Raw genomic sequence first — 11,987 nt, forward strand, 5'->3', positions numbered from 1 at the left:
CAACCACGATGCCTGGGGAAGGAGGATGAGGTGAAGAACGTGTGTATTGTTCCGACCATCAAGACCCCCTCTGTTGCAACATGAAGATACGGGGGTCGGTCGCACCAAGATTTATTTTTGTCGTGCTCATGGTGCTTGTTGTTGGGCAGAGTTCTCTCTGGACGTGGTTCCTCTACTGGCAGAAGACGAACTATGCGGTGGCACTGGAGAACAAGGTAAGCGCCACAGGCAACCTCCTCGCCACCTTTTCAAAATCCGCCATCATGAGCAACAACTATAGTCATCTTGACCAGTATATAGACGCTATCGCGAGAGACGGGGACATGATTTCGATCAGGGTAACAGACAAAAGGGGGAACGTCCTGCGAGAAAAGCAGGGTCAGAGGGAGACCAGGGGCATATATTTCAATCCCTTTTATATCCCCTGGAGTAGTTCCTTCAGATCGCCCATAGGGGGAGGCGGCGAGTCCTATGGCGACGTTGAGATCATATACAGCGGCCGGAAGCTGAATGAGTATATGAAAAAACTCCTCACCATCTGGCCTGTGGCCCAGATTGTGGTCTTCGCCTGTGTAATCTGCGCAATATACCTTTCGTTCCAGGAGGCCGTGGGCAGGCCCGTACAGGAAATCAATGAAACCCTTGCGAGGGTGACGAGCGGTGACCTGACCGTGACGGTGCCTGAATTGGGAGACAACGAGATGGGAACAATCGGCAGGGGCATAGGCTTCCTTGTTGAAAGGCTCACGAGGACCATTGCGCGATCTCATTCGATTTCCGGGAATGTTGCGATGGGGGTTGAGCAGTTGACGGTCGCCCTGAGGAACATGAACGAAAACGCCCGGAAACAGTCCAAGGCCATTGACGATGTCGTGGCTGCCATAAGGGTTGCCAATGTTTCCCAGAAAAAGGTGAAGGAGAATACGGACAAACTTTCTACCATCTCATCGGAGAATGTTGCGTCCCTCCTCGAGATGAAGTCGACAGCCGAGGAGATTGCTTCAAGCACCGTGAGACTCTTTCGGTCGACTGAGGACTTCTATGCCATGGTTGCTGAAATGTCGCAGATTGCCATGGGTATTGCAGACAATGCGAAAGATGCCTTCCACGCCGTCGAAAATACCACAGCCTCCGCCGAAGAGATCAGTGTCTCCCTGAGTGAGGTTCTCGAGAACGCCAAGAAGTCGGCAGGTTTTGCTTCCGATGTGCAGGAACTTACGGGCAGTGGCACGCTGGCGGTAACCGGTGCCATCGAAGCGATGGAAGAGATTCTCCAGGAGGTCAATCATTCTTCCGGTATCATAATGCGGCTCCATGAGCGATCGAGGAGCATCGAGAAGATCCTTTCCGTAATAAAGGAGGTGACGGAGAGTACGAATCTCCTGAGCCTGAACGCTGCGATCCTTGCTGCTCAGGCAGGGGAATACGGAAAGAGTTTTGCCGTTGTGGCCGACGAGATGCGTGCACTTTCCGACAGAACCTCTTCGTCGGCGCGGGATATCGCCGGTATTGTCAGGACCATACAGACCGAGATCAACGAAGCTGCCGCTTCCATACGTGTCGGTGTCCAGAAGGTTGAAGCAGGTAAAGACCTCATCTTCAACGCCGGGGCGACGATGGACGGTATGCTTGATGCCGTAAAGAAGTCCGTTCAGATGGCTGAGGTCATTGAGAAGGCTACCGGCGAACAGACGACGGGACTTCGGCAGATAACCCTTTCCATGGAGAATGTCCGTGACATGATCGAGCATGCGGCCAGATCTACCGAAGAGCAGAGAAAAGGATCGAGCCATATGCTCGAAGGTATCAGCGATATCAAGGAAGTTGCCGAGGTGGTGAAGCGGGGCACAGAAGAACACGCGGCGGGTACCAGCGTGATTTCGCGGAACCTCGAAGAGACCTTTGAAATGGCCGCAAAGATCAGCAAGTCATCGGAGGAGCAGTTGAAGATCAACGACGGCATTGTCGTTACGGTGGAAGAAATAAAGAACGCCAGCACTGCTGCGGCGACAGATATGGAAGAGGTGACGATCTCCTTCGATACCCTTAAGAATGAAATAGAGTATTTGAAGAGGGAGATAGGGGTGTTCAAGATTCATCTGCGAACAGAGGCGAAGGGCGAAGGATAGGCATCTTACGGACCTTGCAAAGAAGGGGGACCGCATGATTATTCTTTTGAACATCGAGACGTTGCTCACGTCCGAGGAGAAACTCCAGATGGAGACCGTGACGAGGCAGATGCCGAGTTAGGTTGCCGATCAATTTTGAGATGGCGGGACGACTCATGCCCGCCGGAAAGGTGTTACCCGACAGAGATGGAGGACATCGAGAGACTTCTTGAGCACGAGGACGTGGAGGTCAGGAAAAAGACCGTTGAGGGGCTGAAGGGCAGATCCCCTGATGAGGCGGTACCGCTCCTCCTCAAAGCCATCGAGGACAAGAGTTGGAGGATCAGGAAGACCGGTGCCGACCTATTGATTGCTGAGTATCCCATGAACCGCTATCTCCATGGCCTTCTGCAGCTGCTCTATAAAGGAGATAATGCCGGCGCGAGAAACACAGCCATAGAGGTTTTCGTTCACCTCGGGAAGAAGGCGACGACATTTCTGATGAGCGCCTTTGAAACTCCCAACAGGGACGTGAGAAAATTCATCATAGATATCCTTGGAGAGATCAGGGACAGGGACGCTCTGCCCTTGCTTTTGGAGTCATTGCATGACGAGGATGATAACGTCAGGGCCTCTGCTGTTGAGTATCTCGGCAATCTGGCGGAGCCGGCAGTGGTGGACGGCCTGATCGGAATACTGAGAAGCGGCGATGTCTGGACAGCCTTCCCGGCCGCTGACGCCCTCGGAAGGATAGGGGACCGGAGGGCCGTACCTGCATTGATAGAAGCGCTTTCAATTAAGGCATTGAGAGAACCTGCGCTCAAGTCCCTCGGCCGCTTGTCCGTCGTCGAAACCCTGGAGCATGTTTTTCCTTTCCTCATGGACAAGTCAAAAGCAGTACAGGAGGAGGCCGTGAAGGCGGTAGAGATGTTCTACCGTAACGGTATTGCAGCCGAAATCATCTCGGAAGCCCTTTACAGACTCTGCGGGCCGGAGGGCATCACCGTTCTCATTTCTAACGCCTGGAGTAAAAAACGCGATGTGAGATCATCAGCCATACTCCTTCTCGGACTGGCGCAGGATGAAGGGGCCCTGGGACCTCTTCTTGACCTCTCCGCAGAGGATGACCTTATTGATGAGGTGAAAGGGGCGCTTATCTTCATCGGAGGGAGGAGGCCGGAATATCTCGTTCCCCTCTTTGACACGGACAGTCCGCAAAAGAAGCGGTTCGTTGCAGAGGTTGCCTCTCTTGTTGCTGCCCCTCTCTATTATCCGATTTTTGAACGGGAACTCGGAAGCAGCGATGGGCATGTACGGGCGATCTCTGCTGCAGGGCTCGCCAATATCGGCGACGAGAGGGCCATAGAACCACTCAAGAAGCTTCTCACCGATCCCTATCAGGACGTGCAGGAGGCTGTTGTCAAAGCCCTCGGCAAACTCGGGAGGGGGCTGAAGGTTGAGGAATTTGTCGGGTATCTCAAGGATAAGAACCGCTTCCTGAGAAGGAACGCCGCACTGATCCTTGGCCGGATCTCTGAACAGGTTGCCGTGCCTGCCCTCGGTTTTGCCTTGAAAGACGAAGACATATTCGTAAGAAGCGCCGTGGTTGAGGCCCTCGCTTCGATAGGGACGGCTGAATCGGTGAGATATCTCATGTTTGCCCTGACAGATGAGGATCCGGGTATACGGATGTCTGCCGCCCTGAGCCTTGGATTCCTTGGCGGCGAAGGCGTGTACGATTCATTAAGCCTTCTCATGGAAGACGCCAGCGATAACGTGAGGGCGGCTGCAGCCCGTTCACTCGGGATCATGGGGGACAGGAGGGGCCTCGGGGATCTCGTCCGTCTGCTCCGTGACGATAACGGACTTGTCGTCACTGCGGCTATTGAGGCAATCGGAAAGATCGGGGGGGAGGAGGCAAAGGAGGCCTTGATTGGGATGCTTCTCACATCCGACAGGGAGATACGGCGGACTGCGATTAGGACGCTCTCTTCCTTTGATGGGATCGAAGATGCCATCTTCCCGTATTTGAGAGACCCTGACTGGGCTACGAGGGTATCTGCCATTGAAACAGCCGCCGCAAAGATGACTGACAGGGTGAAGGCCGAGATCGAAAGCCTCTTTGACCAGGAGGACGACCCCATCGTGAGAAGGGTGATTGAGGAGTGTCTCCATGTTCCGTAGAGAGACGGAGCATAACGATCTCATACCACTCAGTGAGGACGTCTTTAGGCTCATCCGGGATCTCATACGTGACTACTGCGGTATCTTTTTTGACGATGGATCCCGTTATCTCATTGAGAAGAGACTCTCGAGGAGGGTGAGACTCAATCACCTTGACAATTTCAGGGACTACTACAGGCTTCTCCTTTACGATAAGAACCGGGAAGATGAATTGTCGGCTATCATAGATATCATAACAATCAACGAGACCTATTTCTTCAGGGAACAGAATCAGTTGAAGGCCTTCACCGATGAGATACTTCCCGTATTGCGTAACGATTGCAGGGAGAGCAGGAAACTGAGGATATGGTCTGCCGGCTGTTCCACGGGAGAAGAGCCTTATACGATCGCTATGCTTATCCTCGAATACGGGGGGATGCACGGCTGGGATATCGAGATACTCGGGAGCGACATCAATCAGAGAGTCCTGGCTTCTGCCCGGCGCGGAGTCTACCGGAAAAACTCATTCAGGAGTCCGCAGGAGTATTTTACCAATAAGTACTTCAAGGAAGAGGGCGGGGGGGCATTTGTCATATCAGACAAGGTCAAGGAGCTCGTCAATTTCTGCCATCTCAATCTCCTTGATCCTTTTCGGGTGAGATTCCTGGGGCAGATGGACGTCATATTCTGCAGGAACGTCCTCATATACTTCGACCATGAGGCGAGGAAAAGGGTCGCGGACAACTTCTATGGCAGACTTTCGAACGGCGGCTATCTGCTCCTCGGCCATGTGGAGTCTCTTATGAATGTCTCAACCTCCTTCGCCCTTACCCATCTCAAGAACGATATGGTATACCGTAAACCTTCGGCGCTGGGGGAACATGCGCATGTCTGACAGGATCAAGGTGCTTATTGTCGATGATTCGGCTTATAGCAGGCAGGCGATCAAGGGCATGCTGGAAAATGACCATGATATTGAAGTCGTCGGCATTGCCTCAAACGGCATAGAGGCTATGGCAAAGACGTTGAAACTGAAGCCCGCTGTTATAACCCTGGATTTTGAAATGCCTGAGATGGACGGTTTCAGCTTCCTGAGGTGGCTCATGGAGAAAAAGCCTCTGCCGGTGATCATGGTCAGCTCCTACTCAGACAAGCGGACGGTCTTTACGGCCCTGGAACTGGGAGCCGTGGATTTCGTTCCAAAGCCCACGACGAGGGCTTCCCTTGATCTTCTGACCATACAGGATGACCTTCTCGAAAAGGTCAGGGGCGTAAGAGGCCTGAGGATGGACAGGCTCGGCTTGCACAGGAACATGATCAAACAGGACCGTGAAACCGTCAGAACCAGACGCGACCATTCGAGGAATTACCTGAAGGGCCGTGACATAGGGGTCGTGACGATCGGGTCTTCAACGGGAGGGCCCCCGGCATTGCAGATTATCCTGACGATGCTCCCTGCTGATTTTCCTGCGGCAATCCTGATAAGCCAGCATATGCCGAAAGGCTTTACCGAGCCCTTTGCCGACAGGCTCAACAAGCTTTCCAAGATCAGGGTGAGGGAGGCTGACGACGGCTGCCCCGTTGAAAAGGGAACTGCTCTTATATGTCCCGGAGGCAACCACTTGGCGCTCAAGGGGAAGGGTCATGCTTTCCGCGTTGCCCTCGTCAACCCCACAGGGGGGGACCGCTACACACCTTCCGTCGATGTCATGATGACGTCGGTGGCCGAGCATTTCGGACACGCGGCAATGGGCATTGTCCTGACGGGCATGGGGAATGACGGCAAGAAAGGTGTGGTGGAAATTAAAGAAAAAGGTGGTTATACTATAGCGGAATCTGAAAAGACGGCAGTCGTTTTCGGTATGCCTCAGGAGGCGATAAAGACCGGAGCCGTTGATATGGTTCTGCCCCTGGATGAGATACCCGATGAGATAACACGGGTCGTCATGGCAGGGAAGAAGACGTGATATGGAAAAAGATACGGGAATCGTAAAAAGGGCCGACGAGTTTCTCCTGATGCTCAGGAAGGGGGAAGAATTTACCAAGGAACTTCTCAAGGAGAACGAAAAGCTCCGGTTCAGGATCGCACAGCTGGAGGAGACTGTTCAACGTTCCTCCGATGATACAAGGATTAAGGCTTACGAGGACCGCATCAGAGGTCTGGAAGAAGAGCTGAAATCTCTCATGGAGCGTTACGAACAGGTCGAACACGAGAACAAGGACTTCGCCTCGAAGTACCTTGACGTGGAGGAGCAGAACAACGCCCTTGCGAACCTTTACGTTGCCAGCTATCAACTCCACTCCACCCTCGATTTCAATGAGGTCCTCAGGATTGTGCTCGAGATCGTCATAAACCTTATCGGATCAGAGGTTTTTGCCATTCTCCTCATTGATGAAAAGACCCAAGAAATCGTCCCTGTTGCATCCGAGGGTATCCCTCTCGATGCCGTACCGAGGCTCAGAGTGGGGGAGGGCATCATCGGGACTGTCTCCAAGGAAGGGGAGAGTTATTTCGCTCCCGACCTGAGGGGAGGCGGTGACGTAGCCCAGGGCGTTCCTATTGCCTGCATACCCCTGAAGATCAAGGACCATGTGATAGGCATTATCGCCATATTCTCTCTCCTCATTCAGAAAGAGAGCTTCACAAACATTGATTATGAGCTGTTCCATCTCCTGGCAGGACATGCCGCAACGGCCATATTCTCCGCAAGGCTCTATTCTCAGTCAGAGAGAAAACTGACCACCATACAGAGCTTCCTCGAACTTCTGAAAGATAAACCGATCGACAGGGGGTGAAATGCCAAACATTCTTGTTGTTGATGATTCACCGACGATGAGACAGTTGATAAGCTTTGCGATGAAGAGGATACCGAATACCAAGGTCATTGAGGCAACGGACGGCGTCGATGCCCTGAAGAAGCTTTCGTCGGAAAAGGTGGATCTTATTCTTGCAGACATAAACATGCCGGTGATGGACGGCCTTAAACTTGTCAGCCTCGTAAGGAGCAACGCTGTCTACAGAGACATTCCGATCATCATTATTACGACAGAAGGGGCACGAGAAGATCGTGAAAGGGCCATGGCCATCGGGGCCAGTGCCTATATTGCAAAGCCGATCCAGACGCAGGAGCTCATCAAGATGGTGAACGGGTTCATCAGCTCCTAACGTATGCAGCCTTCAGTTGGCCGCAGGCCGCACTAATATCCCCTCCCTTGCTTTTTCTGATCAGGGCAGTAAGATTGCCTTTCAGCAGTATCTCCTGGAACTCCAGAACGGTCTTCTCCTCGGGCCTCAGGAACTCGGAACCTTCATACGGGTTGAAAGGAATGAGATTGACCTTTGAGGGGACGCCTCTGAGAAGGATCACGAGTCTCCTGGCGTCCTCGGGACGGTCATTGACGTCTCTGAGCATCACATATTCAAAGGTTATTTTTCTCCTCGGCTGCAGGGGAAACTTCCTGCAGGCATCGAGGAGTTCCTTCAGGGAATAGGTCCTGTTCAGGGGCATGATACGACTTCTTACGCTGTCCGAGGTTGCGTTCAGTGACACCGCAAGGTTTACTCTCGGGGCCCTTTTCGGCAGTTCCAGTATCTTCGGCACGATGCCTGCGGTAGAAAGGGTTATTCGCCTTGGTGAGATCTTCAGAAACCCCGTGAGTCTCCAGAGAGCCTCAACGACGGCATCGAAATTTGCCAGGGGCTCTCCCATGCCCATGAAAACGATGTTCGTGATCCTTCTCGGTGCGGCGAGCCTGCCCACGGAAAGGACTTGATCGACAATCTCGTGGGTCATGAGATTTCTCCTGAGCCCCAATCTCGCAGTGAGACAGAAGCTGCAACCCATGGCACAGCCAACCTGCGAAGAAATACAGAGGGTAAGACGGTCATCATCGGGAATGAGAACGCTTTCGATCATTTCACCGTCTTCAAGGCCAAAGAGGAATTTCTCGGTGCCGTCTGCCGAAATCTGTCTGGCCAGGATGCCGAGATTACTGATGTATGCCTTCTCTGAAAGGTCTTCCCTCAGTTCCTTCGAAAATTCCGTGATGTCGCTGATTGACAGCGCACGTTTTTCGTAGATCCAGTGAATGAGCTGTTTTGCCCTGAAGGCAGGCAGGCGTGATTCACGAAAGAAGGTCTCCAGTCCCTCTTTCGAAAGGGACTTGAGGTTAATTTTCACTATGGCAACCTTAATGTTGTAAACAACGGTGAGGTAGACACGGATAGAAGCCCTCTCCATGCGATGGGATTCCGACAATAAGGTACTTCGAGGACTTCACCGAAAGCGATGTCCCGTACACAGCGGCAGTCGGCAACCATCGAAGGAATCGCATACAAGGTTTTTCTCACTATGCCTGCCTTCCCGAATAAGATAAATTTGTGCTGGAAAGGTACTGGAAAGGTAAGAGAGAATCCTTGCTGTAGTATAACAAGTTCCGAAGGGAACGTGCTAAAATCGAACCGGGACAATTTTTGCTTCCCTTTTTGACGAGGAAAGGTTAAAATAATCAATACTTTTTCAGGAGGTATGCCCTATGGCGAGAAAAGATTACTACTTCACGTCAGAGTCTGTCACGGAAGGACATCCTGACAAAATAGCAGACCAGATCTCTGATTCCATCCTCGATTCGATCATGGCGAAAGATCCTGTGGGAAGGGTTGCCTGTGAGACTATTGTGACGACAGGGCTTGCCTTTGTTGCCGGTGAGATAACAACGAGTTGCTACGTAGATATTCCCGCTATTGTGAGAGAAACGATCCGGGACATCGGCTATACAAGGGCAAAATACGGCTTCGACTACGAGACCTGTGCGGTAATAACGTCGATCCATGAGCAGTCCTCCGACATTGCCATGGGAGTGGATCCCGGAGGAGCCGGGGATCAGGGGTTGATGTTCGGCTTCGCCTGTAACGAGACTCCCGAGTTAATGCCTCTGCCCATCATGCTTGCCCATCAGCTTGCGATGAGGCTGACGGAGGTGCGGAAAAAGGATATCCTGGGGTATCTCAGGCCTGACGGCAAGACGCAGGTGACCATCGAGTACCGTGACGGCAAGCCCAAGAGAATTGACACCATTGTTGTGTCGTCGCAGCATAGTCCGGACATTACGCTCAAAGAGTTGAAAGAGGATATCATTGAGAAGGTCGTTCGCCCGATAGTCCCAAGCCATCTCCTGGATGAAGAGCACGTGACGTACCATATAAACCCGACGGGCAGGTTTGTCGTCGGCGGCCCGATGGGCGATACCGGGCTGACAGGGAGAAAGATTATCGTCGACAGTTACGGTGGCGTCGGCAGCCACGGCGGAGGGGCCTTTTCAGGAAAGGACCCGACCAAGGTCGACCGTTCCGGAGCGTACATGGCACGGTACATCGCCAAGAACCTTGTGGCCTCAGGCATTGCCGAGAGGATCGAGGTGCAGATCGCATACGCTATAGGAGTCCCTGAGCCGGTCTCTATCTTTGTTGATACCTTCGGGACCGGAAAGATACCGAGTGAGAAGATTATCCCCTTAATCAGGAAGAACTTTGCCCTGACACCGAAGGCGATCATCGAAAGCCTGAACCTCAGGAGACCGATATACAAAAAGACAGCAGTCTACGGCCATTTCGGCCGAAATGACGAAGACTTCACGTGGGAAAAGACCGACAAGGCCGATACCCTGAGGAAAGAGGCAGGACTGTAAGAAAACAAGGTTGTGACAAAGGCCCGGAACATTCCCGGATATTAGCCTTGTCTTGGCCCCGTTATTGGAGGATCCATGGTCAAACACGATGTGAAAGATATCAGTCTGGCGAAGAAGGGCAGGTTAAGGATTGAGTGGGCAGCCCAGGAAATGCCTGTCCTCAGGAGCATTGCGGAGCGCTTTAAAAGAGAGAGACCGCTGCGAGGGATAAGGGTTACTGCCTGTCTTCACGTGACAACGGAGACGGCCTCTCTCATGGAGACCCTCAAGGCAGGAGGCGCCGAGATCGGTCTCTGTGCATCGAACCCCCTCAGCACCCAGGATGACGCCGCAGCGTCCCTTGTGAAGAATTCAGGGATATCGGTCTTTGCAATAAAAGGGGAGGACACCCTGACCTATTATCGTCATATCAGGGATGCCCTTTCGATAAAGCCACAGATAACGATGGATGACGGGGCCGACGTTGTCTCTACGCTCCATAAAGATGCGAGGGCGCTGTTGAGCGGCGTGATCGGGGGGACCGAGGAGACGACGACAGGAGTCATACGACTGAAGGCGATGGCCGCGGACGGCGCCCTCGAGTATCCCATTATCGCCGTGAATGATGCCTATACAAAACACCTTTTCGACAACCGCTACGGGACGGGACAGAGTACGATGGATGGGATTATCAGGGCCACGAACAGGCTCATTGCAGGCTCTGTTTTTGTGGTCTGCGGATACGGCTGGTGCGGCAGGGGTGTCGCCATGAGAGCAAAGGGACACGGCGCACGGGTCATCGTTACTGAGGTCGATCCTTTGAAGGCCCTTGAGGCGACTATGGACGGATATGAGGTTATGACAATTAAGGAAGCGTCACGGATCGGTGACATCTTTGTTACTGCGACGGGGGACATCAATGTCATTTCTAAGGACTGTTTTACGGTCATGAAGGACGGTGCGATCCTCTGCAATACCGGCCATTTTAATGTCGAGATCGACATAGAGGGCCTCGGGAAGATGTCAAAGGCAAAGAGGGTGATCAGGGATTATGTCGAGGAGTTTACTCTCAGGAACGGCAGGAGGATCTACCTCCTTGGTGAGGGCAGGCTCATCAACCTCGCTTCAGCCGAAGGCCATCCCTCGGCGGTCATGGACATGAGCTTCGCCAATCAGGCCTTATGTGCAGAATACATGGTCAGGAATGCAAAGAGACTCGAAAAAAAGGTCTACAGCGTTCCTGAAAAGATCGACAAGGAGATTGCCCGCCTCAAACTGAAGGCGATGGATATTGCCATCGACACCCTCACTCAGGAGCAGAAAAAATATCTGCAGAGCTGGGAAATGGGAACGTAAGATTCAGTGTCTGCGCGGGGGCAGCCATGCCCCTGCGGTCAGATATAGCTGACACGAGGAAGTGTCTCTGCCTATCATATTAATCTCTCTCATCTCCACAATAGGCTCTGTCCCCTCATTCCCACCGTCAACCCCCTTGTCTGTGTCGGATATTGAATTCCTCGCGGCGCCCTCTGTATACTTAAAGTAAGAAAGTAAGGAGGTAAATATATGCCTGCCGTTAAGATTGGACCAAAACACCAGATTACGATACCCAAAGAAGTCTTTAATTCTCTTAACCTTGAGGTCGGTGACTTCCTCGACACCCGCGTTAAAGAGAATATGATTGTCCTTATCCCCAAGAGACTGGTGGCCAAAGACCAGGAATGGTTCTGGACAAAGGAATGGCAGGAAAAAGAGCGCCAGGCGAACGAAGCCATAGCGAAAGGCGATGTGACCGGGCCATTCTCAAAGGCATCCGATCCGGAAGGATCGTAGTAGCTTGATTTTAAAGGCTGGTGCGAGAGAGGGGAGTCGAACCCCTACGGTTGCCCACTGGATCCTAAGTCCAGCGCGTCTGCCAGTTCCGCCACTCTCGCATGCTTGATTGTAAAGAATGTTTTGAGGTTTCTGCAATCTTTTTGCGCGCTACAGAAAATATCCGGGGCGTTAAAGAACAGCGCATTGATTGTAAAGAATCGGTTATCTGTCAAG

General features: G+C 52.5%; 10 protein-coding genes and 1 tRNA gene. 9 read left to right on the forward strand and 2 right to left on the reverse strand.

Features of this window, described 5'->3' with window-relative positions:
• The first annotated feature begins 80 nt into the window (after positions 1-80).
• From VFG09_13305 to VFG09_13330, 6 genes are all read left to right on the forward strand, one after another.
• Positions 81-2,129 carry a methyl-accepting chemotaxis protein gene (locus tag VFG09_13305; protein ID HET6516133.1) on the forward strand — a complete coding sequence of 683 codons (2,049 nt, stop codon included), beginning with the start codon at positions 81-83 and terminating at the stop codon, positions 2,127-2,129.
• Between the two features lie 186 nt (positions 2,130-2,315).
• Positions 2,316-4,292 carry a HEAT repeat domain-containing protein gene (locus tag VFG09_13310; protein ID HET6516134.1) on the forward strand — a complete coding sequence of 659 codons (1,977 nt, stop codon included), beginning with the start codon at positions 2,316-2,318 and terminating at the stop codon, positions 4,290-4,292.
• Positions 4,282-5,166 carry a protein-glutamate O-methyltransferase CheR gene (locus VFG09_13315; protein ID HET6516135.1) on the forward strand — a complete coding sequence of 295 codons (885 nt, stop codon included), beginning with the start codon at positions 4,282-4,284 and terminating at the stop codon, positions 5,164-5,166. Before VFG09_13310 ends, VFG09_13315 begins: the two co-directional genes overlap by 11 nt.
• On the forward strand, positions 5,159-6,238 hold the full coding sequence (locus tag VFG09_13320) for a chemotaxis response regulator protein-glutamate methylesterase (GenBank protein HET6516136.1): 1,080 nt from the start codon (positions 5,159-5,161) through the stop codon (positions 6,236-6,238). The genes VFG09_13315 and VFG09_13320 overlap by 8 nt, the downstream gene beginning before the upstream one ends.
• Before the next feature lies 1 nt (position 6,239).
• Positions 6,240-7,067, forward strand: coding sequence for a GAF domain-containing protein (locus tag VFG09_13325; protein ID HET6516137.1), 828 nt, complete (start codon positions 6,240-6,242; stop codon positions 7,065-7,067).
• A gap of 1 nt (position 7,068) precedes the next feature.
• Positions 7,069-7,437 carry a response regulator gene (locus VFG09_13330; GenBank protein HET6516138.1) on the forward strand — a complete coding sequence of 123 codons (369 nt, stop codon included), beginning with the start codon at positions 7,069-7,071 and terminating at the stop codon, positions 7,435-7,437.
• Here VFG09_13330 and rlmN read toward each other — a convergent pair.
• Complete coding sequence (gene rlmN / locus VFG09_13335) at positions 7,427-8,512, reverse strand: 23S rRNA (adenine(2503)-C(2))-methyltransferase RlmN (protein HET6516139.1); 1,086 nt, start codon at positions 8,510-8,512, stop codon at positions 7,427-7,429. The two genes, VFG09_13330 and rlmN, sit on opposite strands and share 11 nt — an antisense overlap.
• A 295-nt stretch (positions 8,513-8,807) precedes the next feature.
• On the opposite strand from rlmN, the gene metK reads away from it, so the two are divergent.
• The 3 genes from metK (at position 8,808) to VFG09_13350 (ending at position 11,771) form a co-directional block, all read left to right on the forward strand.
• Complete coding sequence (gene metK / locus VFG09_13340; protein ID HET6516140.1) at positions 8,808-9,959, forward strand: methionine adenosyltransferase; 1,152 nt, start codon at positions 8,808-8,810, stop codon at positions 9,957-9,959.
• A gap of 75 nt (positions 9,960-10,034) precedes the next feature.
• Entirely contained in the window at positions 10,035-11,294 is a 1,260-nt protein-coding gene (ahcY, locus tag VFG09_13345; GenBank protein ID HET6516141.1) for an adenosylhomocysteinase, read from the forward strand.
• Positions 11,295-11,504: 210 nt separating this feature from the next.
• On the forward strand, positions 11,505-11,771 hold the full coding sequence (locus VFG09_13350; protein ID HET6516142.1) for an AbrB/MazE/SpoVT family DNA-binding domain-containing protein: 267 nt from the start codon (positions 11,505-11,507) through the stop codon (positions 11,769-11,771).
• 18 nt (positions 11,772-11,789) lie between these two features.
• Here VFG09_13350 and VFG09_13355 read toward each other — a convergent pair.
• Positions 11,790-11,872: transfer RNA gene (locus VFG09_13355), tRNA-Leu, on the reverse strand.
• Positions 11,873-11,987 lie beyond the last annotated feature (115 nt).

The sequence above is a fragment of the Thermodesulfovibrionales bacterium genome (genome assembly GCA_035686305.1).
Taxonomy (GTDB): domain Bacteria; phylum Nitrospirota; class Thermodesulfovibrionia; order Thermodesulfovibrionales; family UBA9159; genus DASRZP01.

Excerpts from the sequence above, each read along its gene's own strand:
- VFG09_13305 (HET6516133.1), top strand. The coding sequence starts at position 81 with ATGAAGATACGGGGGTCGGTCGCACCAAGATTTATTTTTGTCGTGCTC.
- VFG09_13310 (HET6516134.1), top strand. The coding sequence starts at position 2,316 with ATGGAGGACATCGAGAGACTTCTTGAGCACGAGGACGTGGAGGTCAGG.
- VFG09_13315 (HET6516135.1), top strand. The coding sequence starts at position 4,282 with ATGTTCCGTAGAGAGACGGAGCATAACGATCTCATACCACTCAGTGAG.
- VFG09_13320 (HET6516136.1), top strand. The coding sequence starts at position 5,159 with ATGTCTGACAGGATCAAGGTGCTTATTGTCGATGATTCGGCTTATAGC.
- VFG09_13325 (HET6516137.1), top strand. The coding sequence starts at position 6,240 with ATGGAAAAAGATACGGGAATCGTAAAAAGGGCCGACGAGTTTCTCCTG.
- VFG09_13330 (HET6516138.1), top strand. The coding sequence starts at position 7,069 with ATGCCAAACATTCTTGTTGTTGATGATTCACCGACGATGAGACAGTTG.
- rlmN (HET6516139.1), bottom strand. The coding sequence starts at position 8,512 with ATGGAGAGGGCTTCTATCCGTGTCTACCTCACCGTTGTTTACAACATT.
- metK (HET6516140.1), top strand. The coding sequence starts at position 8,808 with ATGGCGAGAAAAGATTACTACTTCACGTCAGAGTCTGTCACGGAAGGA.
- ahcY (HET6516141.1), top strand. The coding sequence starts at position 10,035 with ATGGTCAAACACGATGTGAAAGATATCAGTCTGGCGAAGAAGGGCAGG.
- VFG09_13350 (HET6516142.1), top strand. The coding sequence starts at position 11,505 with ATGCCTGCCGTTAAGATTGGACCAAAACACCAGATTACGATACCCAAA.